This window comes from Rhizobium sp. P32RR-XVIII (assembly GCF_012641395.1).
Taxonomy (GTDB): Bacteria; Pseudomonadota; Alphaproteobacteria; order Rhizobiales; family Rhizobiaceae; genus Rhizobium.
Genome location: NZ_JABAIH010000001.1, coordinates 164,616 through 179,498 on the forward strand (window position 1 = coordinate 164,616; position 14,883 = coordinate 179,498).

Consider the following 14,883-nt stretch of genomic DNA (forward strand, 5'->3'; position numbering starts at 1 on the left):
CCATTCGGATGAGCTTCACCCCATACGTTCGGAGGCGTAGCTGCCGGGGCTGGCCGGGAAGACGATCGTCCGATTGCCGTTCAGGAAGACGCGGCGATGGATATGCGCATGGATCGCGCGGGCAAGCACCTGGCTTTCGACGTCGCGGCCGATCGAGACGTAATCATCGGCGCTCTGCGCATGGGTGATGCGCGCCGTGTCCTGCTCGATGATCGGACCCTCGTCGAGGTCGGCAGTCACGTAGTGGGCGGTGGCGCCGATCAGTTTCACGCCGCGCTCATAGGCCTGCTTATAGGGATTTGCGCCCTTGAAGCTCGGCAGGAAGGAGTGATGAATATTGATGATCCGGCCGGACATCTTGCGGCACAGGGCATCGGAGAGAACCTGCATGTAGCGGGCCAGCACGATGAGTTCCGTGCCGGTTTGCTCGACGAGGTCGAGCAGTTGCGTCTCCGCCTGCGGCTTGTTCTCCTTGGTTACCCTGATGTGATGGAAAGGGATGTCGTGGTTCACCACGACCTTCTGATAGTCGAAGTGGTTTGAGACGACACCAACGATCTCGATCGGAAGTGCTCCGATCTTCCAGCGGTAAAGGAGGTCGTTCAAACAATGGCCGAAGCGGGAGACCATCAGCAGCACTTTCATGCGGCTGGCTCCATCGTGGATTTCCGCATCCATGCCGAACGTCTCGGCGATAGGCTGGAAGCCTTCCTTCAGCGCGGGAAGCAAGACGCCTTCTTCGGAAATGAAGCTGACGCGGGTAAAGAACTTGCCGGTGTCGAGGTCGTCGAATTGCGAGCTGTCAACAATGTTGCAGCCCTGACCGGCAAGATAACTCGCAATCGCAGCCACGATCCCGCGCGTCGATTTGCACGATACCGTCAATACGTAGTTCGTCATGTTCCTCGTCCCTCTCGCGGCAATGGCCGCAGGCCTCCTTAGATCAAAGCGGTCACGCCGCATAGGACGGAGCTTACGGAAACTGGCGCAAAATTTCGTCCCGCCTGCGCCGTCGCATATCCCCGCCGCGCAGCGTTTCAGGCAGAGACCGTTGCCGCAGTCTGAGTGGCGGCACGTTTTCCACGGGCGCCCTCGTCGACTTTCAGGAAGCCGACAAGCAGCCAGACGAGCCCCGCCGTCTTCATCGAGAAAATTGCGGTGGAGCCGATCATGAGGTTCAGGAACATGAAGAGCGACAGAGAATGGGCAAGGCGCTTCTGGTTCGGCGTCTCTCCTGCCGGAAAGAAGGAGACGAAGAGCCAGAAGAGAATGAGGCCGAAGATGGTCGCGCCATAGGTTATGTAAACATAGCCACTGTCGACGAATGTCGTGGCCTTCTCGAGTTCAAGGCCCAGCGTCGCCGGAATGTCCATGGCGATAATGTTTCTGACAGTGCCGCTGATGCGGCCGACGAAATCGTCGTCATGGGCATCGGGACGGAATGAATGAATGATGAAGCCCATGACGACGATCCCAGGCATCATCAGGAAATCGCAGATCTTCGGAATCCACGGGTAGATAAAATAGCCGCCAAGGCAGACCACGCTGAAGATAAGCATGGTCCGCGTATCGTTGGTGACGAGGATCAAAACGACGGTAAAGATAAAAAGCAGCCGGTCGAGCAGTTTCAGGCGATTGGAGAAGCTGACGAGATAGATGACGATCACGCCGCAGAAGTTGGCCAGCGACACTTGTTCCAGAAAGATCGACGACGACCGGTGATCGATGATGCCGAAGGAGAAGCGGGACGGGAAGCCGAGCGCACCACGGAAAAGCCCGAGATCGCTATAGGTGGCGCGCGGCACGCCGCGGGTGTTTTCGAAATACTCTGCCGGATGAAACAGTGCCACGTAAGCCTGCACGGAGACGATCTCGCAGACCAGGACCGCCAGCACGACAGCGCAGCAGATCGTGAAGACCAGCTTCAGCGTTCGTTCGTTCGTCCATCGGCCCATGATGACGAAGGCGAAGATGATCAGCACGTTGCGAAGGTGGTCGATGTAGCCAGCCCGGTTGACCGCCATCACGTACACAGTGAGGAAAATCGTCGCCAGCAGGTAGGCGAGCGGAGCGAGGTCTTCTTGGAAAAGTCCCCGCTTCAACAGGTAGCCGAAGCTGTAGATCAGCAGCAGAATCTCACAAAGGACGACATGTGACGGTGCAAGCGGCGTGATGTTGTGGTTGATGAAGGCAAGGATGCAATTATAGGTGACCGACAGCACACCGACGGCCAGGATGCCATAGTCGATCGGTTCCTTGGCCGATGTGCCGCGCTGTGCCATTAGCGTTGCCTGCCGATTGTCCGGCACGCGGCCGCTGGAGGAGAAGGCGCTTTTGCGGCAGCTTCCAGCGCTTCAATCTGCTTTCGCTGCCGGCCCTCATGCGGCTGCACATTGAGCGCTTCGCTTTCCGGCCACCAATCGCCTGCAACCCAATAGGTCCAGCCAAGCCAGACATCGCCGTTTTCCCGCATCGCATCGAGCACGGTCTTCAATCCGGCGACGCATTCCGGCGCTTGCGAGACGCCGAATTCGCCAAGCAACACCTTTGCGCCGTTCTTGCGCGCCCAGTCCGACATGCGGACAATGGCGTCTCTGGCGTTGTCGTTGCCGGAACATTCATCATGCGTACCTGATGAATCGCCGTCGAAGTATTGGTGAACCTCATAGGCATAGTTCTTGCGCGGATCCTTGACACCGAGCATTACAGTGCCGTTCGGCCCGCCCGGGCCATCGGATTCCCAGGAGTGCGCTCCCGTCCATTTGGTGCCCGGCACCAGGATGAGATTGCCGGCGCCGACCGCCCGAATGCTCCTGATCGCTGCGTTGGCAGCGCTCAGCCATTTGTCGCTGGCGATATCGTGTGGCTCGTTCATAAGCCCGAGAATGACATCGTCCTGATTGGCGAATTCGACGGCAAGCCGCGCCCAGAAATCTGCAAATGCAAGCGTCGTCACCGGCGGCGTGCCGATCTGGGTTTGCCTGTATTCGGCATAGTTATGCGGGTCGAGGATGACGGTCATCTTATGTTTGCGCATAAGCGCCACCGTATCCTTGATGCGCTGGAGTTCTTCGTCGTTCAGCGCCTGCCCGAGTTCGGGCTGGAGCCGCTCCCATAGGAATGGCAAGCGAACGATATTCATACCCTTGCTGGCGAAGTAGGTGACGGTTTCTTCGGATGGATAAGCGTAGTCTTTGAAGATCTCGCCATCCGGCTTGCCGAACTCGGCGCCGGAAAGGTTGATGCCGCGAAAGCAGGGGGTCGCCGCCTCGGCAAAGCCGGCGTGCAATGGCAGCATTGCCGCGGCGAGCGTCAGCATCTGGCGCCAAGGGGAAAAGGCGGCTTTCATCGTTCTCGCTTTCGGGCGTATCTGACGTGTTCGGGCGAATATCAGTCGGCGCATCTTAACGCTCCGTTAGCTAAGGATTTCTAAAGTCGGGCATACCTCCGCCAAGGTCTGCATCGGCGGGTTACGAGTGTGTCTATGAGTCAATTCGACAGGAACAGGGTCAGTCGGCTGCCCAGCTGGCGAAGCTACGAGCCTGCGCCAGCGGCGCCGGGAAGCTCCGGCGCGCGCACGCCCGTCCTCAGGCCCGGCGACTTTGCAAAGCCTGTACCGGAGCCGGAAGCGGTGCCGGCTGCCGAGACACGCATCCGAGAACTGACACCGCCTCCATCGTCTCCACCGCCGCAGCCGGAACGCCCTGTCGCGGCCCCGGTATTCGACCCGTCATCGCCGCTCCTCGACGTCCGCTCGATCATCTTTGCGATCTGGAACAGGCGGCTGATCGTTCTCGGGCTCGCCGCGCTGGGCGCTCTCGCCGGCGGATCAGTCTTGCCGCTGCTGCCGCAGAAATTCACGGCGACCACCAGCCTCTATTTCGATCCGCGCCAGATCGGCCTTGCGGATCCCACGACACAAGCATCGACGATCTCGCCCGAGATGATTTCATCGTTGATCGACAGTCAGGTGCAGATCCTGATGTCCGGCAATGTGCTGCGCCGGGTCGCCGACACCATGAAACTCGCGCAGGATCCGGCATTCAACGGCGGTCGGAGCGACGACGCAGCCGTCGTCGCCGCCCTGCAAAAGGCACTCACGATTACCCGCCAGAGCAGCACCTATGTCGTGTCGCTGACGGCCGTGACAAACGACCCGGAGAAATCCGCCAAGCTTGCCAACCAGGTCGTTTCCTCATTCATCCAGGAGGAAAGCAGCGCCTCGACGGGGCTGTACGAAAATACCACTGCGACGCTCGATGGACGTCTGAACGATCTGCGCCAGAAGGTGCAGGAGGCCGAACAGGCCGTCGAAACGTTCCGCGCCGATAACGATATGGCCGCGACAGAAGGCAATCTGATCTCCGACCAGCGCCTCGCCTCATTGAATACGCTTTTGCTGACAGCGCAGGAGAAGTCGATCCAGGCCAAGGCGCGCGCGGATGCGGCCGCGAACATGAGCTTCGAGGATGTTGTCGCCAACAGCCAGACGGATGGTAGCACGGTGAGTTCTTCGCTCGCCAGCCTTCGCCAGCAGTATGCTACCCAGGCCGCGATCGTCGGTAGCCTCGAGAGCCAGATGGGTGCGCGCCATCCCCGATTGCAGGCAGCCCGCTCCTCGCTGCAGAGCATCTCCGACGAGATAAAGGGTGAGTTGCAGCGCATGGTGACTTCGGCGCGTGCCGACTACGACCAGGCGAAGAAAGCCGAAGATGCGATCGCCAAGGAGCTGAATATACAAAAGGCGCTGCAGGCAACCACATCCGACAAACAGGTCGAACTCAACGAGCTGCAGCGCAAGGCAACGGCTGCGCGCGAGATCTACGAGACCGTTCTGAAGCGCTCCAGCCAGACCACGGAGGAACAGAACCTTCCTCAGAACAACATCCGCATCATTTCGGAAGCAGAACCGCCGGCAAAACCGGATGGTCCGGGCAAGAAGGTTCTGCTGGTGGCGGGCGTGATCGGCGGGCTCTTTGCGGGCTTTGCGGCAGGCGCAGCCTTTGCAATCCTCGCAAGCCTCTTTGCTCATCCGGTTATCCGGGGGTACTTTCGCAGAGTGCCCCAGCCGAAAGAAGCTTGAACAATCACTTTGCCGTGGCTCGCCCCGTCAGCTGCTTGATGGCTGCCGAGCCATTTCCTAAATCTGAAGACGAATGCCACTGGTGCCGTCCGGCGAGCGAAAGGCGACCAATATGCGATCCCTGCAGATTCTATTCGCGGCGCTTTCCATCGCCGGCAGTCTGGTCGCTTGGCCTTCCCTTGCAACCGATTGGAAAAGTGCAGGCAAGGCCGACGTTCAGGCGCTCTATCCTTATCCCGATCTCCCCGGCGTCAAGGCTCAGCCCGATAAGAAAGATGAGGAGCAATATGTCTGCCACACGGAAACGCGCGGCATCCGCCGTAACGGAGATTGGATTTTCCGGTCCGGCGGCATGCCCACGACTGTTTATGTGTGCGATCGCAACGGCTATGTGAGCCAGGGTACGCGCGTGCCCGCGAGAGGCCATTTTCAGCCGGTGCGGTGACTTTCATGCCAAATCTTTGATTTGAACACATTCGACTATCGTGAGAAAATTCTAACATTATGTAGGACAAGCCTCGTGACGCCGGGGACCTTGCCACGCGAGGCGCCGCAGTCTCTCGGGCTGGACCGGAGAAACCTCCCGCCGTGGCTGGATGGCTCCGAAGAAGCCCACGCCGGTGGAGGTTAGACTGATATGTCCGGCCAACCAGGCTAAGATACTGTTCGGCAAGGCTCTTGAACGATTTCTTTTAAGAAATTACTTATATTCATCTGCGTGCGGTGCACGCGAGATGATGGTTTGGTTAGTCACCTGGGAGGTTGTCATGCCAAACACTCTGATGGAAGGAAAAAGAAAGCAGGATTGGGCTAATCTGGTCCTGGCGGTATGCTTGTTCATCTCACCATGGGTCATCGGCTTTGCAGCTGATACCGTACCCACTTGGAACGCCTGGATCGTCGCTATCGCTCTCGGTGCGTTGACGATCGCCGCGCTGTCGGTTTTTGCCGAATGGGAGGAATGGGCAAACCTGGTGCTCGGCCTCTGGTTGATTGTGTCTCCCTGGCTGCTCGGTTTTGCGGCCAATGCGAACGCGATGTGGACCAGCGTGGTTATGGGCGTGCTCATCGGCGCCGTATCGCTGTGGGCAGTCTGGGACGTCAACCACCCCCAAGCTCACGCCTAAGCCGGTCCGAGGCAATTGCTGAGCAAGTGGCTAAGCGGCAGCACAAGCCTGCCGCTGCAAGTTTCGTTGCTTCCACATCGGGCGAAAAAAATATCGGCGATAACAGCTAATTCAACGATCTCAATAGGATCGTAAGGGAATGGTGCCCAGAAGAGGACTCGAACCTCCACGCCTCGCGGCACAGGTACCTGAAACCTGCGCGTCTACCAATTCCGCCATCTGGGCGACGGAGAGCCATGTAAGGGGGTGGCTCTTTGCTGTCAACTGACATTTTGAAGTTTTCCTGACAGTCTGTGAAAAACAGCAGATATCCCGCGCTGGGGCCGGTCCCGCCCAGCAGGATCACACAGAACTGAACAAGTTTGTGCCAGTCGTGTATGCTCCGCCGCGCGCGCAGTCCTACATCGGAAGGATCAGAAAGGAATCAGCGATGTCCACCCGTCGAACGATTGTCTTCGGCCTTGCCATTGGTCTCCTGCCGCTTGCGGCCAGCGCCGCACCGCCGCTCGCACCGCTTCAGGTGCGCAATCCTGCGATCATCAATGTGCAATCGACCTATTGCGACTACCGCGGCTGCTTCGGCTTCGGCCCCCAGCAGTGGCACCGCCCTGCCTATATTCAGCCGAACTATCGCCCGCCGGAGGCAAGAGGGCCGACTTATTATCAGCCACGCGCCCAGGCCCAGCCACGGCTTACCTACGGTGATCCACCGCCGGTCCAGCGGATCCGCCCCACGGCAGATCGCAGCAAGCACGTCGAATGGTGCCGGAATCAGTACCGGACGTACAATCCGAAGACCGATCGCTTCGTGACCTACCAGGGCTGGTACAAGACCTGCAATTCGCCCTTTGACTAGGCGTCAGCTTTCCGGCGAGGCCCGGTCGGTATGGCCGAGGTCGCGGCCGGGTTCGATGATATCGCGCACGCGCTGCTTGAGCTCCTTCGGGCCGGGGAACCCGCCGTCGCGCTTGCGCTCCCAGATGAGCTCGCCATTGACGCGGATTTCGAAATTGCCGCCGGTGCCCGGGATGAGCGCTACTTCGCCGAGACTGTCCGAAAAGGTCTGCAACAGCTCCTGCGCCATCCAGCCGGCGCGCAGCAGCCAGTTGCATTGGGTGCAGTAGAGGATCGTCACACGGGCTTTCTCAGACATCGGAAATTTCCTTTCGTTCGACTGATTTAAGACCTCGCCGCATCTCGCGCAATCGCGATCGGCGGCACTACTCACCCGAACGGAATCCGAATCGCTGATACCCCAATCCTCGTCATCGGGCATGCGGAGGCGAATGCCGAATGGCTGATGCGCGGCCCATGGGTCAGTCGTCTGGTAGCCAGCTAAAATCAAGCTGGATCGCGCCCTTCATGCTTAACAGGTTTTTTACCGGCAATATTCATTCTCCCCTGCAACAATGGGTTGAGCCGCGATTGCGCTTAAATACTGTTTCAGTAAGGGATTTTTTCAATGATACGGATAAGTGATCTAAAGATTGCCCAGAAGCTGACTCTCGGCTTTGCCGTTCTTGTGATCGGTGCCGCATGCATGGGCGCTGCCGTTTATAAGAATGTTCGTATCGTCGAGGATGTCGGGCAGCAAAGCGAATTGCATGGACGCATCGTGAGTGCCACGACGGACATTCGCCTGTCGCTGGCGCGCCTTCAAAGCGCTGTACGCGGCCTCCTCATCACCAAGGATGACCATTACGTCGACAGCATTCAGAAACACTACAACGGCCTTCTTGAAAACATCGAGACTGTGAAGAAGACGGCGGCAGATGATCCTGCGATCACGAAAAAGATGGACGACATGGTCGGCCAGGTGAACGAATGGCGCCAGAACGTTCTCGATCCCGTCATTGCCAAGGCAACCAAGGATGCGACCCACGATGACGCCGTTAAGTTCGCCATGTCGGACGAAGCCGATACCTATATGGATCCGGCGCAGGCAGTCGTTGATGATCTGCGCGAGCACGAGAAAAAGCTGACCGAAGAAGCCGTCGCCGAAGTTGCCGCTGCGAATACCGCGACGAAGATCACCCTCGCACTCGGCATCGGCTTCCTCATCCTTGCCTCGCTCGTGCTCGCCTTGCTGCTGACGCGAATGATCGGCAAACCGGTCACGGCGATGACCGACCTGATGTTGAAGCTTGCAGGCGGCGATACCTCCATCGAGCTTGCCAATGCCGACCGGCGTGACGAGATCGGCGGGATGGCCCGCGCGGTGCAGGTCTTCAAGGACGCAGCCCATGAAAACAAGCGTCTGGAAACCGAAGCTGCGGGGGCTCGCCAGGCTCAGGAATCGCAGCGCGAACGCCAGATCGCGATCGACGGTGCCAAGGCGGAAGACCTGCGCAGCTTCGTCCATGCCGTGGAGCAGGGCTTCGATGCGCTTTCCCAGGGCGATCTGACCATCCGCATGAACGATGCCGTCGCTGCGGAATTCGAGCCAATCCGCAACAAGTTCAACCAGACGGTCACGTCGATGGAGGAAATCATCGGTTCCGTCGTTGCCTCGATCGGCGCCATTCGGTCAGGCCTGACCCAGATTTCGGCCGCCTCCAACGATCTGGCGCACCGGACCGAGCAGCAGGCCGCAAGCCTCGAGGAAACGGTGGCGGCACTTTCGGACGCCACGCGCGGCGTGGACGATACCGCAAATGGTGCGGGACGCGCCCAGGGTGCCGCGACCACCGCACAGGAAAATGCGGAAAAGGGCGGCGAAATCGTTGCACGCGCAGTCAAGGCGATGACCGCGATCGAGCAGTCGTCCAATCAGATCGGCATGATCATCGGTGTTATCGACGAGATCGCCTTCCAGACGAACCTCCTGGCGCTGAATGCCGGCGTCGAAGCGGCACGCGCCGGCGAAGCCGGTAGAGGCTTTGCCGTCGTCGCGCAGGAAGTTCGCGGCCTTGCCCAGCGTTCTGCCGAAGCCGCCAAGGAGATCAAGGACCTGATCTCGACATCAAGCCGTCAGGTGGATGAAGGCGTGAAGCTGGTCACTGCTTCCGGCACCTCGCTGCAGGAAATTGTCTCGCAAGTTGCTGAAATGAGCGGCGTCGTTGGCGAAATCGCCCGCTCGGCGCGCGATCAAGCAATGAGCCTGCGCGAAGTTTCCGCCGCAGCCGACCAGATGGACAAGGTCACGCAGCAGAATGCCGCCATGGTTCAGGAAACCACGACCGCTGCCCAATCGCTCGCCCGCGAAACCGACGATCTTGCCCACAAGGTCGAACGCTTCCGCACCGCTTCGACGACAAACCCCTATGCTGTACCGCTACGTCACGTCGCATAAGGGCGAAGCAGAATAAATCAGTGCTCCGAGAAACTCCGTTCCCGCTTCGCAGCAGGGATGGAGTTTTCATTTGCGGCGACTGGTGAAACCATCCACCTTGCTTTGACAGAGTCCCTTGCTCCGCTAGATTCCGTTGCGAAAGGGAGCATCGAAAAATGAGCAAAGATAACCTGCCTTGGGAGGGCGGCTGCCGTTGCGGCCGGGTCAGGCTGAAGATCCGCGCAAGGCCGCTGCTGACCATGGCGTGCCATTGCACCGGCTGCCAGAGAATGTCGTCCAGCGCCTATTCGCTGAGCGCTGCCATCCCTGCGGAAAGCTTCGACGTGACGCGAGGCAAAGCGGTCATCGGCGGGCTGCACGGCCTAACGAAGCACTATTTCTGCCCGCATTGCATGAGCTGGATGTTTACGCGGCCCGAGGGCATGGATTGGTTCGTCAACCTGCGCCCGACCATGCTGGATGATGCGGGCTGGTTCACCCCCTTCATCGAGACCTGGACGAGGGAGAAGCTGCCGTTTGCGGAAACAGGCGCCGTGTACAGCTATGAAACGCTGCCGGAAATGGCTGCCTATGAGGGACTGGTGAAGGAGTACATGGCGCAACAGGCGTAAGGGCTAGAAGCCCAGGAACAGGAAATCCAGCGCTGTGCTGATCTGATCGGCCTCGCTTCCCAAGCTGAGAACCGCGTCCCCTATTTCGGCGACCGGAATCGCGGCCATCCTTTGTGTGGCGAGGACATAAGGCTCGTCATCAATGGAGAACCGCGGATTCAAGCGCGAAATGGACCAGGACATCTCGCGAACAGGGTAAAGGGGAGCCATCACACGAGAGGGCAGGCTTTCCAGCGTCGTACTCTGGAGATCGACGGCCAACTGGTCATCGGATCGCAACCGGTAGACCATAAACCGCGTCATCAGAATTGCCTGTATTTTGCGAACGGCAATCCGTGTTTCTCGACATACTCATTTTCGAGGCGTATCGCCTCGGCGTTCTCTTCCCGCCACAGGCGTTCACGCTCGGCTTTAATTGCACGGGCAATGCCTTCCTCGGCGGCGCGGGAAATATTGATGTTGAGTTCCCGAGCGGAGGAAACCAGTTCCGCATTAAGAGAAAGATTCGCGGCCTTCCGCGCAGACTGTGACATGACAATGCTCCAGACTATGCGCAAATTATATGCGCATAGTCTGGAGAAGCAATGGGTCACTCATCCCCCATCTTGAGTGCGGCGATGAAGGCTTCCTGCGGAATCTCCACCTTGCCGAACTGCCGCATGCGCTTCTTGCCTTCCTTCTGCTTGTCCAGAAGTTTGCGCTTGCGGGTGGCGTCGCCGCCGTAGCACTTGGCTGTCACGTCCTTGCGCAGGGCAGAGATGGTCTCGCGGGCAATGACGTTGCCGCCGATCGCTGCCTGGATCGGGATCTTGAACATGTGCTTCGGGATCAGCTCCTTCAGCCGCTCGCACATGTCGCGGCCGCGCTTTTCGGCAGACGCGCGGTGGACGAGCATGGAGAGCGCATCGACGGGCTCGCCGTTGACGAGGATCGACAGCTTGACGAGGTTGCCTTCGCGATAGCCTTCGAGGTGATAGTCGAAGGAGGCATAGCCCTTGGAGATCGACTTCAGCCGGTCGTAGAAATCGAAGACCACTTCGTTGAGCGGCAGCTCGTAGGTCACCATGGCGCGCGTGCCGACATAGGTGAGTTCCGTCTGGATGCCGCGGCGGTCCTGACAGAGCTTGAGGATGCCGCCGAGATAGTCGTCCGGCGTCATGATCGTCGCCTTGATCCAGGGTTCGCGGATCTCGGCGATCTTGACGACATCCGGCATGTCGGCCGGATTATGCAGCTCGCGCTCGCTGCCATCCGTCATCGTCAGCTGGTAGACAACCGAGGGCGCGGTGGCGATCAGGTCGAGGTCGAATTCGCGCTCCAGGCGCTCCTGGATGATTTCGAGATGCAGAAGGCCGAGGAAGCCGCAGCGGAAGCCGAAGCCGAGAGCCGCTGACGATTCCATTTCGAAGGAGAAGGACGCATCGTTGAGGCGAAGCTTCCCCATTGCGGCGCGCAGATCTTCGAAATCGGCAGCATCGACCGGGAAGAGGCCGCAGAAGACCACCGGCTGTGCCGGCTTGAAGCCCGGCAGGGCCTGCGCCGTCGGGCGCTTGTCTTCGGTGATCGTATCGCCGACACGGGTATCGGCGACTTCCTTGATCGAAGCGGTGATGAAGCCAATTTCGCCTGGGCCGAGTGAATCGACATTGACCATCTTCGGTGTCAGCACGCCGACGCGCTCCACCTGATACTTGGCATCCGTGCCCATCATGCGGATCGTCTGGCCCTTGGTCAGCACGCCGTCGATAACGCGCACGAGAACCATGACGCCGAGATAGGTGTCATACCAGCTGTCGACGAGCAACGCCTTCAGCGGCGCCTTTTCGCCGCCCGGGCTCTTCGGCGCCGGCAGCTTGTGGACGATCGCCTCGAGGACATCGGGAATGCCGAGGCCGGTCTTGGCTGAGATCAACACCGCTTCGGAAGCATCGATGCCGATCACCTCCTCGATCTGTTCCTTGATGCGGTCGGGCTCGGCCGCCGGCAGGTCGATCTTGTTGAGAACGGTGACGAGCTCGTGGTTGTTGTCGATCGCCTGATAGACGTTGGCGAGCGTCTGGGCTTCGACACCCTGCGACGCATCGACGACGAGCAGCGAGCCCTCGCAGGCCGACAGCGAACGCGAGACCTCGTAGGCGAAGTCGACGTGGCCGGGCGTGTCGATGAGGTTCAGGATGTAGGTCTCGCCGTTCTGCGCCTTGTAGTGCAGGCGAACGGTCTGCGCCTTGATGGTGATGCCGCGCTCGCGCTCGATTTCCATATTGTCCAGCACCTGCTCGGACATTTCGCGGTCGGCAAGACCGCCGGTCGATTGGATCAGGCGGTCGGCAAGCGTCGATTTGCCGTGGTCGATGTGGGCCACGATCGAGAAATTGCGGATATGCGAAAGCGGAGTTGTCGGATTGGTGCTCATGCGCGCCATATAGCAGCGCCTTCCCCTGCCGCAAAGCGGAAAAGCAGGGTTTCGTTTACGATAGATGGCGGCTCCGCAGCCGGAAACCTTGGGCTTGATTCCACCAACGGACTATGCATCTCTATTATAGTAGAAACATGGTGGATGATGGAACAGGAACTCGAAGCGGCGATCGGAATCCGCATCCGCAAGCTCAGGATCGAGAAGGGCCTAACGCTGGACGACCTTGCCAGCGCCTCGGGCGTGAGCCGGGCGATGATATCGCGCATCGAACGGGCGGAAGCGAGCCCGACGGCCTCGCTGCTCGCAAGGGTCTGTGCGGCGCTCGGGCTGTCGCTTTCCGCCTTCTTCGCCGAGGAGGAGCAGGAAGCTTCCCCGCTCGCCAGACGCCATGAGCAGCAGGTCTGGCGCGATCCGGAAACCGGTTATGTTCGCCGCTCCGTCTCGCCGCCCGGAACGTCCTCCGCGGTCGATATCGTCGAGGTCGAGTTTCCGGCTGGCGGCCGCGTCAGCTTTCCGCCGCATGCGGCAAGCCACGGCATGACGCAGCATATCTGGGTGTTCGAGGGTGAGATGGAGATGACCATCGGCGAAACGAACCACCATCTCTTTCCCGGAGATTGCCTGTTCATGCCAGTCGGCGAGGGGCATGTCTTCCACAATCCCACCAGCAAGCCCGCCCGCTATTGCGTCGTGCTGAACCGCAGCACCCGCTGAATTCATTTCAGGAGCAGATCATGACCGTCATTCGTTTTCTCGATGCACAGCAGGCTCGCGCGGCAATCCCCGACTTATGCGAGATACTCGCCGATTGCGTGGAAGGCGGCGCGTCCGTCGGCTTCATGCAGCCTTACACGGCGGCGGACGCGGAGCCTTACTGGCGAAGCGTCGCCGAAGCCGTGGAGGCAGGCGTCAATCTGCTGGCGGTGGCGGAAGTCGACGGAAGGATCGTCGGAACGGTACAGGTCGGCTTTGCCTCCATGCCGAACCAACCGCATCGTGGCGATTTGAAGAAACTGCTCGTGCATCGCTCGGCGCGCGGTAAAGGCCTGGCGCGGCTGTTGATGGAGGCAATCGAACGTGAAGCCGCACGACACGGCAAGCACCTCCTTGTGCTCGACACGGCAACCGGCAGCGACGCGGAGGCGATCTATCCGCGCCTCGGATGGGAGAAGGCCGGTGTCATCCCGGATTACGCGATGTGGCCGGAGGGCGGCTATTGCGCCACCACGCTGTTCTACAAGCGCACCGCTGCTTGAGCCATTGACAAGGACTGCACCCGCCACGCCTTATCCGGACAAAACAAATCAGGGAGCACGGCGATGCGCGTTATCTATTCCGAAGACCACAAGCTGCGCGATGCGAAGACCGAGCTGTATAACGGACAGCTGGTGACGCCGTTCGAAGGCCCGTTCCGCGCCGAGTGGATATTGGAAGCGGTGAAGCAGGCCGGCTTTTCGGATGTGGTGGCGCCGGAGCGGCATGGTCTGGAAACGGCTCTCAAAGTACATGATGCCGGCTATCTCGATTTCCTGTCCAAGGCCTGGGACATGTGGAAAGCGACGGGTGCCGAGGGTGAGGCAATTCCCACATCCTTCCCTGTTCGCCGTTCGACCTTGCGCAGGCCGAACGATATCGATGCACTGCTTGGCTACTATGCGAATGCGGCGGAGACGGCGATTACGGATGGCACCTATCAGGCGGCGATTGCCTCGATGCAGTGCGCGGTCACCGGCGCTGACTGGCTGAACGCCGGCAACCGCTTCGCCTTCTCGCTTTGCCGCCCGCCCGGCCACCACGCAGGCATCGATCTTTTCGGCGGCTATTGCTTCATCAACAACGCCGCCGTCGCGGCGCAGCGCCTGCTGGACCTGGGGGCGAAGAAGGTCGCGGTCCTCGATGTCGACTTCCATCACGGCAACGGCACGCAGGACATCACCTATCGCCGCGGTGATATCTTCTTCGCTTCGCTGCACGGCGAGCCCGCCGATGCCTTTCCCTATTTCTGGGGCTATGCCGATGAAACGGGCGAGGGCGAAGGGGAAGGCTGCAACGCCAACTATCCGCTGCCGCGCGGCACGCTCTGGAGCGAGTGGGCGGCCGCGCTGCAGGATTCGCTGTCCCGCACCAAGGCATTTGGAGCCGAAGCGATCGTCGTTTCGCTCGGCGTCGACACGTTCGAGCGCGATCCGATCTCGTTCTTCAAGCTGAATTCCGACGACTTCACCCGCATGGGTACAGTGATTGCCAAGGCGGGTCTCCCGGTTCTGACCTGCATGGAAGGGGGCTACGGCGTGCCGGAAATCGGGCTCAATGTCGCCAACGTGCTGAAGGGGCTGGAGGCTTAAAGGCTGGCT

The 14,883-nt window shown here is 59.9% G+C and carries 16 protein-coding genes and 1 tRNA gene; 9 read left to right on the forward strand and 8 right to left on the reverse strand.

All coding sequences use genetic code 11. The features are described 5' to 3' along the window. Window positions 1-15: 15 nt before the first annotated feature. From purU to HGP14_RS00825, 3 genes are all read right to left on the reverse strand, one after another. Window positions 16-900 carry a formyltetrahydrofolate deformylase gene (gene purU, locus HGP14_RS00815; protein WP_168827954.1) on the reverse strand — a complete coding sequence of 295 codons (885 nt, stop codon included), beginning with the start codon at window positions 898-900 and terminating at the stop codon, window positions 16-18. 137 nt (window positions 901-1,037) lie between these two features. Beyond that, the gene (locus HGP14_RS00820; RefSeq protein ID WP_168827955.1) at window positions 1,038-2,282 is read right to left on the reverse strand and encodes a hypothetical protein; all 1,245 of its coding nucleotides are present in this window, start codon (window positions 2,280-2,282) and stop codon (window positions 1,038-1,040) included. Next, window positions 2,282-3,349: a glycoside hydrolase family 5 protein gene (locus HGP14_RS00825; protein ID WP_168828731.1), complete on the reverse strand. Its 1,068-nt coding sequence runs from the start codon at window positions 3,347-3,349 to the stop codon at window positions 2,282-2,284. The genes HGP14_RS00820 and HGP14_RS00825 overlap by 1 nt, the downstream gene beginning before the upstream one ends. A 135-nt stretch (window positions 3,350-3,484) precedes the next feature. On the opposite strand from HGP14_RS00825, the gene HGP14_RS00830 reads away from it, so the two are divergent. The 3 genes from HGP14_RS00830 (at window position 3,485) to HGP14_RS00840 (ending at window position 6,210) form a co-directional block, all read left to right on the forward strand. After that, a complete protein-coding gene (locus HGP14_RS00830; RefSeq protein ID WP_168827956.1) occupies window positions 3,485-5,083 on the forward strand; it encodes a GumC family protein in 1,599 nt (532 codons plus the stop codon). A gap of 112 nt (window positions 5,084-5,195) precedes the next feature. Then, window positions 5,196-5,528, forward strand: a complete 333-nt coding sequence (locus HGP14_RS00835) for a hypothetical protein (protein ID WP_168827957.1) — start codon at window positions 5,196-5,198, stop codon at window positions 5,526-5,528. Between the two features lie 322 nt (window positions 5,529-5,850). After that, the gene (locus tag HGP14_RS00840; protein ID WP_168827958.1) at window positions 5,851-6,210 is read left to right on the forward strand and encodes an SPW repeat protein; all 360 of its coding nucleotides are present in this window, start codon (window positions 5,851-5,853) and stop codon (window positions 6,208-6,210) included. Window positions 6,211-6,350: 140 nt separating this feature from the next. Here the strand turns inward: HGP14_RS00840 and HGP14_RS00845 are convergent. Next, a tRNA-Leu gene (locus HGP14_RS00845) sits at window positions 6,351-6,435 on the reverse strand. Between the two features lie 205 nt (window positions 6,436-6,640). Between HGP14_RS00845 and HGP14_RS00850 the strand changes: the two genes are divergently transcribed. Then, window positions 6,641-7,066, forward strand: a complete 426-nt coding sequence (locus HGP14_RS00850; RefSeq protein WP_168827959.1) for a BA14K family protein — start codon at window positions 6,641-6,643, stop codon at window positions 7,064-7,066. 3 nt (window positions 7,067-7,069) lie between these two features. Here the strand turns inward: HGP14_RS00850 and HGP14_RS00855 are convergent, their stop codons facing one another. Next, entirely contained in the window at window positions 7,070-7,363 is a 294-nt protein-coding gene (locus tag HGP14_RS00855) for a SelT/SelW/SelH family protein (protein ID WP_168827960.1), read from the reverse strand. Window positions 7,364-7,672: 309 nt separating this feature from the next. Here HGP14_RS00855 and HGP14_RS00860 point away from each other — a divergent pair, with 309 nt between their 5' ends. Together HGP14_RS00860 and HGP14_RS00865 are read left to right on the forward strand one after the other, a co-directional pair. After that, the gene (locus tag HGP14_RS00860) at window positions 7,673-9,502 is read left to right on the forward strand and encodes a methyl-accepting chemotaxis protein (RefSeq protein WP_168827961.1); all 1,830 of its coding nucleotides are present in this window, start codon (window positions 7,673-7,675) and stop codon (window positions 9,500-9,502) included. Window positions 9,503-9,657: 155 nt separating this feature from the next. Beyond that, on the forward strand, window positions 9,658-10,113 hold the full coding sequence (locus HGP14_RS00865; protein WP_168827962.1) for a GFA family protein: 456 nt from the start codon (window positions 9,658-9,660) through the stop codon (window positions 10,111-10,113). A 3-nt stretch (window positions 10,114-10,116) separates the two neighbouring features. On the opposite strand, the gene HGP14_RS00870 is transcribed toward HGP14_RS00865, so the two are convergent. Genes HGP14_RS00870 through lepA form a run of 3 tightly spaced genes read right to left on the reverse strand, consistent with a single transcriptional unit; the run spans window position 10,117 to window position 12,535 of the window. Further along, the gene (locus HGP14_RS00870) at window positions 10,117-10,416 is read right to left on the reverse strand and encodes a CcdB family protein (protein ID WP_168827963.1); all 300 of its coding nucleotides are present in this window, start codon (window positions 10,414-10,416) and stop codon (window positions 10,117-10,119) included. After that, entirely contained in the window at window positions 10,416-10,646 is a 231-nt protein-coding gene (locus tag HGP14_RS00875) for a type II toxin-antitoxin system CcdA family antitoxin (protein WP_168827964.1), read from the reverse strand. The genes HGP14_RS00870 and HGP14_RS00875 overlap by 1 nt, the downstream gene beginning before the upstream one ends. A 56-nt stretch (window positions 10,647-10,702) precedes the next feature. Then, on the reverse strand, window positions 10,703-12,535 hold the full coding sequence (gene lepA / locus HGP14_RS00880) for a translation elongation factor 4 (RefSeq protein ID WP_168827965.1): 1,833 nt from the start codon (window positions 12,533-12,535) through the stop codon (window positions 10,703-10,705). 138 nt (window positions 12,536-12,673) lie between these two features. Here lepA and HGP14_RS00885 point away from each other — a divergent pair, with 138 nt between their 5' ends. From HGP14_RS00885 to HGP14_RS00895, 3 genes are all read left to right on the forward strand, one after another. Continuing rightward, entirely contained in the window at window positions 12,674-13,243 is a 570-nt protein-coding gene (locus tag HGP14_RS00885; RefSeq protein WP_168828732.1) for an XRE family transcriptional regulator, read from the forward strand. 20 nt (window positions 13,244-13,263) lie between these two features. Beyond that, complete coding sequence (locus HGP14_RS00890; protein ID WP_205926988.1) at window positions 13,264-13,785, forward strand: GNAT family N-acetyltransferase; 522 nt, start codon at window positions 13,264-13,266, stop codon at window positions 13,783-13,785. A 63-nt stretch (window positions 13,786-13,848) separates the two neighbouring features. After that, on the forward strand, window positions 13,849-14,874 hold the full coding sequence (locus tag HGP14_RS00895) for a histone deacetylase family protein (protein ID WP_168827966.1): 1,026 nt from the start codon (window positions 13,849-13,851) through the stop codon (window positions 14,872-14,874). Window positions 14,875-14,883: the final 9 nt, after the last annotated feature.